This is a genomic window from Thermophilibacter provencensis (genome assembly GCF_030372065.1).
In the GTDB taxonomy this organism is placed as follows: Bacteria; Actinomycetota; Coriobacteriia; order Coriobacteriales; family Atopobiaceae; genus Thermophilibacter; species Thermophilibacter provencensis_A.
In genome coordinates this window covers 97,256-112,163 of record NZ_JAUDEA010000005.1, presented here as the reverse complement: position 1 = coordinate 112,163, position 14,908 = coordinate 97,256, and the positions used below count along the sequence as shown (strand labels likewise).

Genomic DNA, 14,908 nt, shown 5'->3' with positions numbered 1-14,908 from the left:
CATTCCCGAGGCCTTTTTCATTAGACTGCTGCCCGTCTGTAGGGTATGTACACAGTTGAAACTTTTTCGGGGCGTCAGCGTCGACAAACCCGCAGGTCACAGACTTGCGAGAAGAGCATCAAACCTGCAACAGTGTACATAGCCTTGCGAGCAACGGCCGCTGCCGGGAAGAGGAACTTTTGCGTTCGAGACGCCAACGTGTCAGCGGGAACGGCCGATTCGGGACAAAACGACAAGTTGTGGGCAACATGTTTGATGCCCCTCTCTCCGCCAGGTCCTTCTCGGCGCCATACTCTTATCCGCTGTTAAGAAATCGCTCCATAAAAAGAGTTTTGGGCAACAAGTTTTATGCGAGACGCGCCCACACATCAAACTTGTTGCCCAAAACCATCCCAACCGTTACGGAACAGGCTTCCGCTCGAAAACGGCGAGCCCCGCCCCTTAGTAGTACGAGCCGCCGCCGTAGAAGCTGTACATGTACTCCTCGATGACGCCGGTATCGGAGTTGGACGCCTCGATGTAGCGGCGGTTGCCCACGTAGATGCCCACGTGCCCGGCGCTCGAGAAGGCGAGGTCGCCCACCTTGAGCTCGTCGATGTTCTCGGTCCAGTCGCCGGACGCCTTGAGCGAGCTTACGATCTGCGAGGTGGTGCGGCCGCGAGCGCTGCCGTAGCAGTACCAGATGAACCCGGAGCAATCGAAGGCGTCGGGGCCGGTGGTGCCAACCTCGTAGGGCTTTCCGAGCTGCTCGTACGCGGTAACGAGCCCGCCGGGATAACCGTACCACGCCACGTCCTCGAACTTCCAGCCAAGGGAGACGAGGCGATCGCGCTCGGCCGTGTCAAGCGTGTAGTGGTGCGTGCACGTCTTGACGTAGGGGTTGTAGAGGCGATAGAGCGGCGTGCCCTCCCCCTTGTCGAGGGAGTACCAGGCAATGCCCTCGCCCGTCCAGCCAATCTCGACGAGGCTGTCGTACTCGTCCTTGTCCATCGTGTAGTGGTGATCGCCGCCGGGGGCAAACTTGTTGTAAAGGCGGTAGACGGGAGCGTACTCGGTCGTGGCCTCGGCGTCAGCCTCCGACGTGCCATCGGCGTCCTTCTCGGGCGTCTCGACCTTCGGCGCAACCCAGCCCACGCCCTCGGCGGTCCAGCCGCGACCCACCAGGTCCGCGCGCTCCTCGGCGTCGGCGGTGTAGAGGTGCTCGCCCGTGTACTGGTTGTAGAGACGATACATGGTGCTCAGCTCGTCAAGGTCAAAAACCGCCTCCGTCTCCCAGGGGGCAACGGCGGCGGACGCGGGCGTGGCGACGCTCAGGCAGCCGACAAGCGCAAGCGAAGCCGCAATACCAAAGGCAAAAATCCCTCTCGTATGCTTCATATGACTCCAATCGCAGTCCTTTATGGCGCCATTAAGGATACGGCAGGATTCCACACGGCAGCGGCGAGAAAGGCCCGGTTCAATCTCGCGCAAAGCCACGCAGCTGGTCCCTCAGCCAGCGAGAAGAGCGTCCGCACCGGGCCCGCCCGTGAGCTCGACGACGCCCGTTGCGCCTTCGATGTCTCGGATTATCTCGCGCGCCGCCGGCACGACGACGCGGCTTCCCTCGAGCGGGTTCTTGATGCTCTCAACGGGCGCCGTGAGCGTAGCCTGGACGTGGCTGCGCTCGAAGGCGAGGTCGCAGCCAACCATCCGGCAGTTCACCAGGCGCAGGCCCTCGCAGTAGCAGAGCGGCTGCGTGCCCTCGATGAGGCAGTTCTCAAAGGTCACATCCTCGCTGTACCAGCCGAGGTACTCCCCCTTCACGTGCGAGTTGCGCACGACGACGTGGCGCGCGTGCCAGAAGGCGTCCTTGGTGTCGAAGTCGCAGTTCTCAAGGACCGCGTCCTCGATGTACTGGAACGAGTACTTGCCCGAGAAGCGCACGTTGCGGAGATGCAGGCCGGTCGCGCGCATCATGAAGTACTCGCTTGCGGCGGAGCAGTCCTCCATCGTGATGCCGCGCGTTGACCAGCCAAACTCCGGGGAGACGATGTCACAGCGGCGCATGCGGACGCCCTCGCACTCACGCAGCGCCTTGATGCCGTGGAGCTGGCTGTCCTCGATGGTCACGTCGCTGCTGTACCAGAGCGCGGCGCGGCAGAGCTCGGTCATCTCCACGTTGTGGAGCGCGAGGTCGTGGTCGTGCCAGAACGGGTAACGTAGGTTCATGAAGGCGCCCTCGACGGTTACGTTCTCGCACTCCTTGAAGGCGCTCTCGCCGTCCGCGGGACCGTCGAAGCGGCAGTTGCGCACAACGAGGTCCCTCTGACCATACAGGGCGCGCTCCTCGTCGAAGGTCTGGTTCTCAATGATCATGTCTATCTCCCTCTCAATACGAGAGAGATTTTAGCGACGTTACGTCAATAATGCAAAGCGTCAAAGCGGGACTGTCAAAACGGGACGTGTTGTTTCTCTCAGAGATTTTGGGACAGGTTTGGCCACTGGCCTCGAACCTGTCCCAAAATCTCTGAGAGAAATAGCACGTCCCAAACTACTTGCAGTCGAGGCCTTTCTCGAAGCAATTCGTAGCTGCCAGGGGGTGCAGCACACCAGATAACGGGTCTCTTAGGCGGCGCCCGAGAGTTGTGTGCGGTTTTTTGACCGAGCCTGAGTAGCCGGAGAGGCTCGAGTCTCTGAGCTGGCTATTTCCCGGGCAAAACGGCTTGATACTAAGGACTGCCCTCAAAAACCACACACAACTCTGACGAGCTTTCCCCGTGCCCGCCTAAAACCTGTCCCAAAATCTCTAAAACACGTCCCCAAATTACAGGGCGGCCTCGAGGTCGGAGACGGTGCAGAGGGTGGAGCCGTAGCACTTCTCACAGTGCTCGAGCGCGCCCTCCTGCGTGCCGCAGAGGAAGGTCATCGTGGCGTCGGTCACCACGACGGAGGCATAGCCTAGGAAGTACGCATCGGCCAGCGTGTGGAGGACGCAGATGTTGGTGTCCGCGCCCACGGCAATGACGGTCGTGACGCCAAGCTCGCGCAGGGTGAGGTCAAGATCGGTCTGGAAGAAGCCGGAGTAGCGGCGCTTGGGGATGATGATGTCGCCCTCCCCCACCTCAATCTGGGGGAAGATGCGGGACTCGCCGGCCACGCCATGCTCGCCCCAAAGCTCGAGCTCGCGATCAAGGCCGCGGATGTGCGCGTCATTGCAGAAGATCACCGGGACGCCAGCAGCGTGGCAGGCAGCAACAGCGCGCGCCACCGCGTCGCGGTATGCGGCGGTGGCGGCGTCGGGGTCGTAGAGCGTGTCCGCGCCCGTGGCCTCGATGGCGTCAATGACGAGCAGCGCGGTAGCGTTCTTGTCGAGCTTCATGGCTTCCCCTCTCGGTTAGGTGGTAGCCTGAGCATAGCGGATTGGAGGAGCGATGGAGAGGACCTTCTTCGAGCGCGCCTGGGACGTGGTGCGCCAGATTCCCGAGGGGCGCGTGGCAACCTACGGCCAGGTGGCGCGCCTCATGGGCGCACCGCGGTGCGCGCGCCAGGTGGGCTATGCCATGCACGGCAGCCCCGGCATTGCCGGCGGGGTTCCCTGCCATCGCGTGATCTTCTCGGACGGCTCGCTCGCGCCGGGCTTTGCCTTTGGCGGCCCCGGCGAGCAACGTCGCATGCTCGAGGCCGAGGGCGTGCGCTTCCTTCCAAACGGTCGGGTTGATATGAAGAATTGCTCGTGGGAGGTATAGGGCCCACAAGCAGGGTACAAGAGTGCCAGCCAACCAAGGAGGCATCATGACCTACGCAATCATCTGCAGCTCAAAGACAGGCAACACCAAGAAGCTCGCACAGCGCGCCCGCGAGGTCCTGAGCGAGAAGAACGAGGTGCCCGCGACAGACGCCGACCTCGTGCTCATTGGCTCCTGGACCGACAAGGGCGGGCTTGACCCCGCGCTGGAGGACGCGCTCCCCCAGCTCGCCGGCAAGCGCGTCTTCCTTTTTGGCACCTGCGGCTTTGGCGGCAGCCAGGTGTACTACGACCGCGTGCTCGACCGCTTTGCCTCCGCGCTGCCTGAGGGTGCCCAGGTTGTGGGGCGCTTCATGTGCCAGGGTCAGATGCCACCCGCCGTGCGCGATCGCTACGTCAAGCTGGCCGAGACTGACCCCGCGCGCTTTGCGCCCATGATCGAGAACTTCGACCGCGCGCTCGGCCACCCCAACGCAGCGGACCTCGACGCCTTTGAGGCCGCCCTCAGCGCTGCCCTATGATCCAAAAGGGGTCTGTCCCCTTTTGGATCATTCGATGCCGAGGCGGTCGGAAAGCTCAAGCCATTCGTCCTCGAGGGCCTCGCGCTCGGCAAGGCACGCGTCCAGCGCCTCCTGAGCGGCCATGAGGGCGGCGTAGTCGCTCGCGTCCACGACGGCCATCTCGGCGCGCAGACGGTCGGGCTCCCCCGCCGTCTTCTCCAGCTTGCGGCTCACCGCGTCAAAGCGCTTCTTGAGCTCGCGGCGCTCCTGGTTGGAAAGCCCGGCAGAAGCGGGGCGAGAAGGGCCGTCCCCTTGCGCAGCGGTCTCTGCCTGCGACTCCACGCCCTTCTCGCCAAGCAGGCGCAGGTACTCGTCCACGCCGCCGGGCACGTGGCGTACGTGGCCGTCAATGAGCGCAAACTGGTCGTCGGTTACACGCTCCATGAGGTAGCGGTCGTGCGAGACCACAAGGAGCGTCCCGGGCCAGCTGTCGAGCAGGTCCTCCATCACGGCGAGCATGTCCGTGTCCAGGTCGTTGCCCGGCTCGTCGAGCACGAGCACGTTGGGCTCCTCCAGGATCACGCACAGAAGCGCCAGACGCCGCCGCTGCCCGCCGGAGAGGTCCCTGATGAAGTTCTGCAGCTCGCGCTGCTCAAAGCCCAGCCGCTCGATGAGCTGCGTGGGGCTCTGCATCTTGCCGCCCACGAGGTAGCTGCGCTTGTAGCGGCCGAGCACCTCGAGCACGCGCCAGTCGTCCTTCTCGCCCAGCGCGTCGAGGTGCTGGCTCATGAAGCCAAAGCGCACGGACGCGCCGATCTTCACGGTGCCGGACGTGGGCGTGAGCGCGCCCGTCATGAGCGCGAGCAGCGTGGACTTGCCCGCTCCGTTGGCGCCGAGGATGCCGTAGCGATCCCCGGGGCCGATGAGCCAGTCCACGTCCTCGATCACGCGGGGGCCGCCGGGATACGCAAAGCTCACGCCCTTCATCTCAATGACCTGCTTGCCCAGGCGGCTCACGGCAAGGCGCTTGAGCTCGAGCGGGTTTCTGAGCGGCGGGTCGTTGGCAATGAGGGCGCGCGCCGCCTCGATGCGAAACTTCGGCTTGCTCGTGCGGGCCTTGGCGCCGTGCGCGAGCCAGTTGAGCTCCTTGCGCAGCGTGTTCTGGCGGCGCTCCTCCATGACGGCCGCCTGGCGCTCGCGCTCCACGCGCTGCTGGATGTAGGCGGAGTAGCCGCCCTCAAACGGCTCGATTCGGCGGTCGTGGACCTCCCACATGTGCTCGCAGACCTCGTCGAGAAACCAGCGGTCGTGGGTAACCACCAGGAGCGCGCCCTCCCCCGCCGGCCAGCGACGGCGCAGGTGGTCGGCCAGCCACTCAATGGCGGCCAGGTCAAGGTGGTTGGTCGGCTCGTCCATGAGGATGACGTCCCAGGTGTGGCAGAGCACGCGGCAGAGGTCCACGCGACGGCGCTGCCCGCCGGAGAGCTCGCCCACGGCGCCGCCCAGGTCGAGGTCACCCACAAGCTCGTCCAGAATAGCGCGGATGCGCGCATCAGATGCCCAGGTGTACTCGGGGACGTCGCCGAAGATCGCGTGGCGCACGGGGTCTCCATCCGCGAGCTGGTCGGCCTGCCCGAGATAACCCACAGAGATGTTGCGCCGCCACGTCACAGTGCCCGCGTCCGGCTCCAGCACGTGACCCACGATCTCCAGCAGCGTGGACTTGCCGTCGCCGTTGCGGCCAACGATGCCGATGCGCTCGCCCTCGTTGATGCCTATGGTCTGGTCCTCCAGCACGCGCTTGCCGGGCCACTCGTGCCCCACGTGCTCAAGCCCAATGAGAATTCCCATGTAAGGACGCCCCTCCGTCGCGGTAACGCTCCCCATTATAGGGGCGAGGCGCATGAGAGCACGCGGTTCTTCTCGCAGCGCTTTTCTGGTCAAGGTTCTTCTCGCAGCGCTGTGTTTCCAAACGGTAAACCTGGCAGGTAGTCTCTCTTCGTAGCCGTTAGACAAAAGAAACCATAGCTTACAGAGAAGAGCCTGTGAAAAAGAAGTGCTACCTGTCAGGTTTTGGACAAGCGCCTGGCGAGAAGGACCGTCGAGCCGCGCCCCTACAAGCTACGCAGCAGCGCGATTTCTGCCGCCCAGCCGTCGAGGCCGGCCTGCGGGGTCTCGAGCACCATGGGCAGCCCCGCAAGGCGCTCGTTGGCGACCACGGCGCGGAAGGTCCCGAGGCCGAGCGTGCCCGCGCCGATCTTCTCGTGGCGGTCCTTGTGGGAGCCGAGCGGGTTCTTGGAGTCGTTGAGGTGCAGGGCGCGAAGGCGCGTAAGGCCGATCACGCGGTCAAACTCGTCAAGCACGCCGTCGAGGTCGTGGACGATGTCGTAGCCCGCGTCCGCCACGTGGCAGGTGTCCAGGCACACGCCGAGAAGCTCGTTGTGCTTCACGCCGTCGATGATGCGGGCCAGCTCCTCGAAGGAGCGGCCGACCTCGGTGCCCTTGCCCGCCATGGTCTCAAGCAGCACCGTGGTTGCCTGGCCGGGCTCCAGGACCTCGTTCAGGCCCTCGCAGATGAGGCTGATGCCCTCGTCGGCGCCCTGCTTGACGTGGGAGCCGGGGTGGAAGTTGTAGAGGTGGCCCGGGAGGTGCTCCATGCGCTCCAGGTCCTCGCGCATCGCACGGCGCGCGAACTCGACGGTCTCCGGCTTGGAGGAGCAGAGGTTGTACGTGTAGGGCGCGTGCGCCACGAGCGGGCCAATGCCGTGCTCCGTAAGCGTGGCAAGAAACGCGGCGAGGTCCTTCTCGTCAAGCTCGCGGGCGTTGCCGCCGCGCGGGTTGCGCGTGAAGAACGCAAACGTGGTGGCGCCGATGGACACGGCGTCCCCCGCCATCGCAGCGTAGCCGTTGGCGGTGGAAAGATGGCACCCAACACGAAGCTCCCTCAACTCACCCTCCTGTTATTTGGGGACGTGATCTTTCGCTCAGAGAAAAGGACGGGTTCCCGCGCCAAGCGCATGGGGGCGCGGGCCCTACCCAAGGCCCTTCTCGCCAACGGGGCCCGTCCCAGGGCCCCCGCCCGGGACAATGCGGCTCAAAAGCGCATCGGCAACGGCAGGAAGGGGCAGGGTTTCGAGCTGCTCAACGCCACCGGCGGTTACGAACGCCACGCGGTTGGTGTCGGCGCCAAAGGTGGACTCGGGGCGACTCACGTCGTTGGCCACGATGAGGTCGGCCCCCTTGCGCTCAAGCTTCTCCCGCGCGTGGGCGAGCAGATCGTCCGTCTCGGCGGCAAAACCCACCACCACACGCGGTCCCTTCACGGCGCAGAGGTCGGCCAGGATGTCGGCCGTCTCCGTGAGCTCGATCGCGTCCAGGCGCTCGCGCGACTTTTTGAGCTTGTGGTCCGCGGGCGCCACGGGCGTGTAGTCGGCCACCGCGGCGCTGCAGATGGCAACGTCGGCGGCCTCAAACTCCGCAAGCGTAGCGTCGTGCATCTGCGCGGCGCTCTCTACGTCCACGCGTCGCACGCCAGCAGGAGCCACAAGCGAGGTGGGCCCGGAGACGAGCGTCACCTCGGCCCCACGTCGTGCCGCGGCCTCCGCGATGGCGTAGCCCATCTTGCCCGTGGAGCGGTTGGCGATGTAGCGCACGGGGTCGATGGCCTCGTGCGTGGGGCCGGCGTTCACGAGCACGTGCAGGCCAACGAGGTCGCGCGGCCCAAGGAGCGCGAGCGCGGCGGACACGATCTCATCCACCCCCGCGAGCTTGCCCTCGCCCACGTCTCCGCAGGCAAGGCGACCCGTGTCGGGCCCCACAAAGCTCACGCCGCGCCCGCGCAGCGTGGCGGCGTTGGCCTGCGTGGCGGGGTTCTGCCACATGTGCACGTTCATCCCCGGCGCCACGAGCACGGGGCACGCGCACGCCAGGAGCGTCGTCGTGAGGCAGTCGTCGGCGATGCCGCAGGCCATCTTGGCCATGACGTTGGCGGTGGCGGGCACCACGACGGCAGCGTCGGCCCACTCCGCGAGGTCGATGTGCGGGATCGCGGAGCCGGGATAGTCATAGAGCGACGTGGCGACGGGCGCGCCGGAGAGCGCCTCAAAGGTCACGGTGCCCACGAAGCGCACCGCGTCCGCGGTCATGGTCACGCGGACCTCGCACCCGGCCTTCTGAAGCCCGCGCAGCACCTCGCACGCCTTGTAGGCGGCAATCCCCCCGCAGACGGCGAGAAGGACGCGCGGCGTGCGCTCACCCTGCTCGCTCACTCCCCCTCCACCTCCTCCGAGGTGATGAGGATGCGGTGGCAGTACGGGCACTCGGTGATCTCCTCGCCTTGGGCGAGGTCGTGGAAGGAGCTCGGCTGGAGCTTCACGCGGCAGACCGAGGGGACGTTGCCGCGCAGGCGCTCGACGCCGAGGCCCTTGAAGCGCTTGCGCGCGGTCTCGTAGCTCGCGAGGTGCTCGGCGGAGACGCCGCCCGCAACGCGGTCGCGCTCGCGGGAGAGCTCGACGATCTTGGCGCGCAGCTCAGCGGAGTCGTGCGTAAGGGACTCCTCGGTAGCCTTGCGCTCGACCTCGATCTTCTCGGCGGTGAGACGCGCGTTCTTCTCGGCGCGCGCGAGCCTCTCCAGACGCTCGCGAAGCGGCCCGAGGGTGAACTCGGCCTTCTCGATGTGCTTGGCAAGTGAGGTGAGCTGCTGCTCGATGTCGCGCACCTCGCGGTGCGTGAAGGCGCCGGAGTCCGCAGTGGCCTGGACCTCCGCGGTCTTCTCGTGATAGTGGGCGAGGTTGGCCTCCACGTCGGCGATCTCAAGCTCGGCGTCCTTGCGCTGGCCCACGATGGAGGTGAGCTCGCTTCTCACCTTCTTGGCGGCAAGGGCGATGGTCTTGAGGCGCGCCTGCTGCGGCATGGAGGCGAGCGTGGACGCGCACTTGAGGAGCTCGAGGTCGAGTTCCTGCAGCTTCATGAGGGCAGATGCTTCGGTCATGGTTCCTCTTTCCTAGCGCCTGCGCCCGGAGGAGCGCTCGGCGACGATAGCAATCAGCGTCTTGGCAAAGCGGTCGAGGTCGCTCGGGGCAACCCGCTCGTCAAAGGAGATGCGCAGCGACCCCAGCGCCTCGTCACGGGGGATGCCCATGGCAAGGAGCACGTGGCTCGCGTCAAGCGAGCCCGAGGAGCACGCGGAGGCGGCGGAGACCCCAAAGCCTGCCTGGTCAAGGGCAAGGATGAGCGTCTCGGAGTCCAGGCGCGGCACCATCACGCTCACGATGCCCGGAAGACGGTCCGGCCCCATCGCCACAGAGGTGGTGGGGATGATTCCGGTATCGGGAGCGCAGAGCAGGTCGTAGAGCCCCCGGGCTCGGCGCGAGACGAGCCCTCGCGTCTCGGCAAGGGTCCCGCAACAGGCGCGCGCGGCCGCCGCAAAGGCAAGGGCTCCGCGGACGTCCTGCGTTCCGGCACGCCTGCCCTGCTCCTGCCCACCGCCAAAGCTCTGGGGCCTCAGGGGAACGCGGCCGCGCACCGCGAGCGCCCCCACGCCGACGGGGCCGCCGATCTTGTGGGCGGCAACGCTCACGGCGTCCACGTCGGAAAGCTCAAGGGGCACGTGCCCAAACGCCTGGACGGCGTCCGTGTGGAAAAGCGCCCCGCGCGAGCGGGCGGATCGCGCGAGCTCGGAAACGGGCTGAATGACGCCGGTCTCGTTGTTGGCATACATGATCGAGACGAGCGCGCACGTCTCGCCGAGAAGCGCCTCGAGCGCGCCGGGCTCAACGACTCCCTGGCGGTTGGGGCTCACGAGCTCGACCTCAAAGCCGCGCTCGCGCAGCGGGCCCACGAGGTCGAGCACCGAGTCGTGCTCTATGGCAGAGAGGACGATGCGCCTCCTGCGGGAGTCCCGCGCCCGCGCGCCCTCGGCAAGGCCGAGAACCGCAAGGTTGTTCGACTCCGTCCCGCCCGAGGTGAAGACGACGTCAGACGGGCGAAGCCCGCCGCCGAGACAGGCGGCAATCTCGCGCCGGGCACCGTCGAGCGCGCGGGCGGCGGCACGGCCGGACGAATGAAGCGAGTTGGGGTTCACGCCGGCAAGCTCGCCCTCGTCATAGGCGCGCTCTGCCGAGAGCGCCTCCGGCCTCATGGGGCAGGAGGCGGCGTAATCGAGATAGGTGTAGGTGGCGTCCATCGTCACGCCATCTTGGAGACGCCGGCCTGACCAGCGCGCCTGATCTCATCGATGGCGGCGGCGCGGTCGGGCGCGCCAAAGACGGAGCTCCCGGCAACGATCACGTTGGCACCCGCGCTCGTCACCTTGGCGACGGTCTTGGCGGACATGCCGCCGTCAACCTCGATGAGCGGGTTCACGCCCTGCTCGTCGCACATGCGACGGAGCCTGCGGATCTTGCGGGAAGAGGACTCGATGAAACTCTGCCCGCCAAAGCCGGGGTTCACCGTCATGACAAGAACCATGTCGAGGTCACCGAGGATGGGCTCGAGGGCGGCCACGGGCGTGGCGGGGTTGAGGGCCACCGAAGCCTTGGCGCCGCGCTCATGAATGAGGGAGACAAGCCGGTGCGCGTGGGCGGTTGCTTCGTAGTGGAAGGAGAGGTAGTCCGCGCCAGCGTCGAGGTACTTCTCGACCATCTCGTCCGGGTTGGTGATCATAAGGTGCACGTCAACCGGAAGGTCGGTGGCAGACTTCACCGCGCGCACGACGTCAATGCCAAACGAGAGGTTGGGGACAAAGTGGCCGTCCATGACATCAAAGTGAATGAGGTCCCCCGTGGAGACGTCGGCAAGCTCCTCCCCAAGACGAAGGTAGTTCGCTGCGAGGATGGAGGGGGCAATCTTGATCTCTTCCAGCATCGCTAGTTCTCCTTGCTCTCTGACTTGTGGAAGGCAAAGCGCCGCTCGTCCCCATGGACAAGGCGCCGGACGTTCTCTCGGTGAGACCAGATGACAACCACCGCGGCAATGACCACGGGAACCACGGAGGCCGTGGGAAAGCCAAAGATCACGCACCAGACGGGAAGTGACGCCGCGGCAACGACGGAGCCCAGCGAGACGTAGCGCGTGGGGATGGCAAGAACGAGGAAGAGGGCGAGAAGCCCCACGCCGATGGGCCAGTAGAGCCCAAGCGCGGCACCAAACCCGACGGCGATACCCTTGCCACCATGAAAGCGCAGGTACGGGGTAAAGACGTGGCCGAGGATGCAGCCGAGAAAGACGCAGGAGAGCGAGACGCCAAAGGCCGTGGTGTGGTCGAGCGCCGCAACGTCGCCGCCCAGCGCGAGCGCGGCGATGCCGTAGCGGGCGACAACCATCCAGATGAGGCCCTTGCCCAGGTCAAGCAGGAGCGTGGCGGCCGCGGCGCCCTTGCCCACCGAGCGCGCGACGTTTGTGGTCCCGATGTTGCCCGATCCCACCTCGCGGACGTCAACGTGGCCCATGGCCAAGGCGATGACCAGGCCAAAGGGGATGCCGCACACAAAGTACGCGCCCACGGTGAAGGCGATGGTCCAGAGCATGAGCGGGTCCACTAGCGCTCGCCCCCCTCGGACTTCCTGCGGAACTTGAGGCGTACCGGCGTGCCCGTGAGGTCAAAGCGCGCGCGGAGGCGGTTCTCGAGGAAGCGCTCGAAGTTATCGTCCACGAGGTCGGGGGCGTTGCACCAGAAGGAGATGACCGGCGGCTTGCTGCCCGTCTGCGTGGCGTACTGGATCTTGAGCCTGCGGCCCTTCTCGCTGCGGGTGTGACCGCCCTCGCGAATCTCCGCGAGAAGATCGTTGAGCTCGGAGGTCTTGAGCTGGCAGGCATGCGCCTCGGCGGCTCGGACGGCCAGGCCGAGGACCTTGTCGACGGCGCGCCCGGTGAGCGCGGAGACGTTGACGGTGGGGATCCACGGCGCGAAGGCGAGGCGCTTGTCGATGGAGGCGACGATCTCGTCACGCTGCTGGTCGGTCTCGATGAGGTCCCACTTGTTGAGCACGAGCACGAGGCCGCAGCCACGGTCGATGGCCATGTTGGCAACCTTCTGGTCCTGCTCGGTCACGCCCACGGTGGCGTCCACGACGAGCAGGCACACGTCAGCGCGGTCGATCGCCTGGAGGCCGCGCACCAGGCTGTAGTACTCGACGTCCTCGTGGACCTGCGTCTTCTTGCGCATGCCCGCGGTGTCCACGAGCTTGATGGGCATGCCCTTCCACTCGATCACGCTGTCAATGGCGTCGCGCGTGGTGCCCGCCACGTCAGAGACGATGGAGCGCTTCTTGTTGGCGAGACGGTTGGCGAGGCTGGACTTGCCGACGTTGGGGCGGCCGACTATGGCCAGGGAGAGCATGTCGTCCGCGGGCTCCTCCTCGGAGGGCTCGGGGAAGGCTGCGACGATGTCGTCGAGGAGGTCACCCGTGCCGTAGCCATGCCCCGCGGAGAGCGGGCGCGGCTCGCCGACGCCGAGGGCGTAAAAGTCCCAGAGACCGTCCTGCTCGGTGGCGGGGTTGTCCTTCTTGTTGACCACGAGGAAGACGGGCTTGTCGGTCTTGCGCAGGATGCGCGCGACCTCCTCGTCCTCGTCGGTCACGCCGGTGGTGCCGTCCACCACAAAGACGATGACGTCGGCCTCCTCGCAGGCCATGAGCGCCTGTTCGCGGATACGGGGCGCAAAGACGTCCTTTGACTTGACAGACTCGATGCCGCCGGTGTCGATGAGGGTGAAGTCGCGACCGTTCCAGTCGGCGTCGTGGTACGAGCGGTCGCGCGTGACCCCGCGCGACTCGTGGACGATGGCGTCGCGGCTCACCGCAATGCGGTTGACGAGCGTGGACTTGCCGACGTTGGGGCGGCCGACCACGGCGACTACGGGCTTTGGCATCTTGTCTCCTTGCTATTCCATTGGCGCAAGAAGTCTAGCACGAGCGGCAGGTTTTGGCCGGTGAGCGCGCTAAATCCCCACTTTTTTGCGACTCCGTCTCTCGTGCCGGCACCCAGAACCGGATCTGGGTCCTTCTCGCCCCCACGCTCTGTCACTCCAGCACCCAGAACCGGATTTGGGTCCTTCTCGCCCCCCAAACCCGCGCACAGAACCGGATTTGCGTACTGGACTGGATCCGTAACGGACCCAGAATCAGATCTGGGTGCAGGCTCATTGCCGCTGCGGACCCAGAACTGGATTTGGGTGCTGGGTTGTTCTCGTTGCGGACCCAGAACTGAATCTGGGTGCTGGGTTGGCGCCGTCGGGGACCCAGAACCGGATTTGTGCACAGGGTTGGCGCCGTCGCGGACCCAGAACCGGATCTGGGTGCGGAGTTGGGCCCGCAAGGGACATAACGCGACGACAGAAACCGCGATGCAGCGCCCGTCGCCGAGAAACACAAGATGAGCCCTGCGCATCGATTTAATTTCTAGTACAGTTCCTTATGTCAAGCGATACCTCGTAGCTGCACGGATACAAATCTTGCCAGATACCGGCAAGTCCCGCGTAAGGTTCGTGTTCGACTTTCTTGGAATCTCGGCCCCAACGCCCGCGCCCAGAAATACCCTAGGCTCATGGACGCCTTCTTCTCACATATCACCGCACTCGAGATACTCCGCCGCTGGGACTCGGGCCGGCTGCTGCGCTCCGCAACGTTTGTGCCAGACGAGCTGATCCCCAAGCGCATGCCGAGCGTCGCCGAAGTTGAGCGCATCACAGCAAACGTCAGGCAGCTGGCGGGCGCAACGCTCCCCCTGCACATGATCGTTAGCAGCGACGCGGGGCGGCACAGGTCAAAATTGGCAGTCGCCCACATCGCGCTCAAGAGATATCCCGAGAACTCGCACGTGCGCCTCACGCCCAACGTTGCCTGCGCGTCGCCGGAGCTCGTGGCACTCCAGATGACCGAGTACGCCACAGAGACGGAGCTGCTCATGCTGGTCGACGAGCTCTGCGGGTATTACGGAATCCAGCCAATCGCCAAGAGCGGCCTCGTCAAGCGAGAAGAACCTCTGACAAGCGTAAGTCGCATCTCATCGTTCCTTGACGAGCTGGGACCCGTCCGCGGCACGAGAAAGCTGCGGCGCGTGCTCCAGCACGCGCGCGACCGCTCGGGCTCGCCGCAGGAGAGCAGGACGTGTCACAGATTTGAGCTGGACATGCGGCACGGCGGCTATGACATCAAGGTGGTCGGGCTCAACGACCCGGTTGCGGTTGAGCGCGCGGGGGCAATCCTCGGCGAGGCCGCGCAGAGGATCAGAAAGCCGGACATCATCCTGCTCGCGCCAGACCATGCAGGCGATGCCCCCACGCCGTTCAAGGCGGTTGCCGTGGACTACCAGGGCGCCTACCACCGTGACGAGCAGCAGGAGTCAAAGGACATCAACAGGAGAAATGAGCTTCTCGCCCGCGACATCAAGGACTACGAGATCGCAAAGGAGCACTATGACGACATCGCCTACCTCGACTGGCTCGCAAGGTGCATCCGTCATGACCTCGGCCTGCCCGAACCGGTGCTCACCGAGCAGGAGTCGAGGCTCTGGGCCGAGCGCAAGGCGGGCCTCAACGCCAGGCTCGCCCGTGCCGACGGGCTTCACTGGACAAATCGGGACCCTCCGCTCGTGATGTCGGGCGCTCGCGACTTTGATGGTGAGACGGTGGGCGCAGGCACCCTCTCCCCCGCTGTGGCACAATGACTGCCGAGAAGAACGGGGG

14 protein-coding genes are annotated in these 14,908 nt (G+C 65.6%); 3 read left to right on the top strand and 11 right to left on the bottom strand.

All coding sequences use genetic code 11. From position 1 onward, the window contains the following. Nucleotides 1-441 precede the first annotated feature (441 nt). From QUW25_RS04815 to QUW25_RS04805, 3 genes are all read right to left on the bottom strand, one after another. The gene (locus QUW25_RS04815; protein WP_289511084.1) at nt 442-1,377 is read right to left on the bottom strand and encodes an NlpC/P60 family protein; all 936 of its coding nucleotides are present in this window, start codon (nt 1,375-1,377) and stop codon (nt 442-444) included. A 111-nt stretch (nt 1,378-1,488) separates the two neighbouring features. Continuing rightward, entirely contained in the window at nt 1,489-2,355 is an 867-nt protein-coding gene (locus QUW25_RS04810; RefSeq protein ID WP_289511083.1) for a DUF3737 family protein, read from the bottom strand. Between the two features lie 448 nt (nt 2,356-2,803). Next, a complete protein-coding gene (locus QUW25_RS04805) occupies nt 2,804-3,358 on the bottom strand; it encodes a cysteine hydrolase family protein (RefSeq protein WP_289511082.1) in 555 nt (184 codons plus the stop codon). Between the two features lie 52 nt (nt 3,359-3,410). On the opposite strand from QUW25_RS04805, the gene QUW25_RS04800 reads away from it, so the two are divergent. Beyond that, the gene (locus QUW25_RS04800; RefSeq protein WP_289511081.1) at nt 3,411-3,725 is read left to right on the top strand and encodes an MGMT family protein; all 315 of its coding nucleotides are present in this window, start codon (nt 3,411-3,413) and stop codon (nt 3,723-3,725) included. 46 nt (nt 3,726-3,771) lie between these two features. Beyond that, entirely contained in the window at nt 3,772-4,245 is a 474-nt protein-coding gene (gene bilS, locus QUW25_RS04795; RefSeq protein ID WP_289511080.1) for a flavodoxin family protein BilS, read from the top strand. A 27-nt stretch (nt 4,246-4,272) separates the two neighbouring features. Here bilS and QUW25_RS04790 read toward each other — a convergent pair whose 3' ends face one another. From QUW25_RS04790 to der, 8 genes are all read right to left on the bottom strand, one after another. Beyond that, the gene (locus QUW25_RS04790) at nt 4,273-6,075 is read right to left on the bottom strand and encodes an ABC-F family ATP-binding cassette domain-containing protein (protein ID WP_289511079.1); all 1,803 of its coding nucleotides are present in this window, start codon (nt 6,073-6,075) and stop codon (nt 4,273-4,275) included. A gap of 263 nt (nt 6,076-6,338) precedes the next feature. Continuing rightward, nucleotides 6,339-7,172 carry a deoxyribonuclease IV gene (locus QUW25_RS04785; RefSeq protein WP_289511078.1) on the bottom strand — a complete coding sequence of 278 codons (834 nt, stop codon included), beginning with the start codon at nt 7,170-7,172 and terminating at the stop codon, nt 6,339-6,341. 84 nt (nt 7,173-7,256) lie between these two features. Next, complete coding sequence (gene coaBC / locus QUW25_RS04780; RefSeq protein WP_289511077.1) at nt 7,257-8,492, bottom strand: bifunctional phosphopantothenoylcysteine decarboxylase/phosphopantothenate--cysteine ligase CoaBC; 1,236 nt, start codon at nt 8,490-8,492, stop codon at nt 7,257-7,259. Continuing rightward, entirely contained in the window at nt 8,489-9,214 is a 726-nt protein-coding gene (locus tag QUW25_RS04775) for a zinc ribbon domain-containing protein (protein ID WP_289511076.1), read from the bottom strand. Before QUW25_RS04775 ends, coaBC begins: the two co-directional genes overlap by 4 nt. 12 nt (nt 9,215-9,226) lie before the next feature. Then, entirely contained in the window at nt 9,227-10,408 is a 1,182-nt protein-coding gene (locus QUW25_RS04770) for a cysteine desulfurase family protein (RefSeq protein ID WP_289511075.1), read from the bottom strand. A 2-nt stretch (nt 10,409-10,410) separates the two neighbouring features. Beyond that, nucleotides 10,411-11,088 (bottom strand): ribulose-phosphate 3-epimerase, encoded by a 678-nt coding sequence (rpe, locus tag QUW25_RS04765; RefSeq protein ID WP_289511074.1) that lies wholly within the window; start codon nt 11,086-11,088, stop codon nt 10,411-10,413. A 2-nt stretch (nt 11,089-11,090) separates the two neighbouring features. After that, nucleotides 11,091-11,750, bottom strand: a complete 660-nt coding sequence (locus tag QUW25_RS04760; protein WP_289511073.1) for a glycerol-3-phosphate acyltransferase — start codon at nt 11,748-11,750, stop codon at nt 11,091-11,093. An 11-nt stretch (nt 11,751-11,761) separates the two neighbouring features. Beyond that, on the bottom strand, nt 11,762-13,093 hold the full coding sequence (der, locus tag QUW25_RS04755; protein WP_289511072.1) for a ribosome biogenesis GTPase Der: 1,332 nt from the start codon (nt 13,091-13,093) through the stop codon (nt 11,762-11,764). A 674-nt stretch (nt 13,094-13,767) separates the two neighbouring features. Between der and QUW25_RS04750 the strand changes: the two genes are divergently transcribed. Then, on the top strand, nt 13,768-14,889 hold the full coding sequence (locus tag QUW25_RS04750; protein ID WP_289511071.1) for a hypothetical protein: 1,122 nt from the start codon (nt 13,768-13,770) through the stop codon (nt 14,887-14,889). Nucleotides 14,890-14,908: the final 19 nt, after the last annotated feature.

What these genes read in the sequence shown, in the direction of transcription:
- QUW25_RS04810 (WP_289511083.1), bottom strand. Translation starts at nt 2,355, where the DNA reads ATGATCATTGAGAACCAGACCTTCGACGAGGAGCGCGCCCTGTATGGT.
- QUW25_RS04805 (WP_289511082.1), bottom strand. Translation starts at nt 3,358, where the DNA reads ATGAAGCTCGACAAGAACGCTACCGCGCTGCTCGTCATTGACGCCATC.
- QUW25_RS04790 (WP_289511079.1), bottom strand. Translation starts at nt 6,075, where the DNA reads ATGGGAATTCTCATTGGGCTTGAGCACGTGGGGCACGAGTGGCCCGGC.
- QUW25_RS04770 (WP_289511075.1), bottom strand. Translation starts at nt 10,408, where the DNA reads ATGGACGCCACCTACACCTATCTCGATTACGCCGCCTCCTGCCCCATG.
- bilS (WP_289511080.1), top strand. Translation starts at nt 3,772, where the DNA reads ATGACCTACGCAATCATCTGCAGCTCAAAGACAGGCAACACCAAGAAG.
- rpe (WP_289511074.1), bottom strand. Translation starts at nt 11,088, where the DNA reads ATGCTGGAAGAGATCAAGATTGCCCCCTCCATCCTCGCAGCGAACTAC.
- QUW25_RS04800 (WP_289511081.1), top strand. Translation starts at nt 3,411, where the DNA reads ATGGAGAGGACCTTCTTCGAGCGCGCCTGGGACGTGGTGCGCCAGATT.
- QUW25_RS04760 (WP_289511073.1), bottom strand. Translation starts at nt 11,750, where the DNA reads ATGCTCTGGACCATCGCCTTCACCGTGGGCGCGTACTTTGTGTGCGGC.
- QUW25_RS04750 (WP_289511071.1), top strand. Translation starts at nt 13,768, where the DNA reads ATGGACGCCTTCTTCTCACATATCACCGCACTCGAGATACTCCGCCGC.
- QUW25_RS04775 (WP_289511076.1), bottom strand. Translation starts at nt 9,214, where the DNA reads ATGACCGAAGCATCTGCCCTCATGAAGCTGCAGGAACTCGACCTCGAG.
- QUW25_RS04815 (WP_289511084.1), bottom strand. Translation starts at nt 1,377, where the DNA reads ATGAAGCATACGAGAGGGATTTTTGCCTTTGGTATTGCGGCTTCGCTT.
- der (WP_289511072.1), bottom strand. Translation starts at nt 13,093, where the DNA reads ATGCCAAAGCCCGTAGTCGCCGTGGTCGGCCGCCCCAACGTCGGCAAG.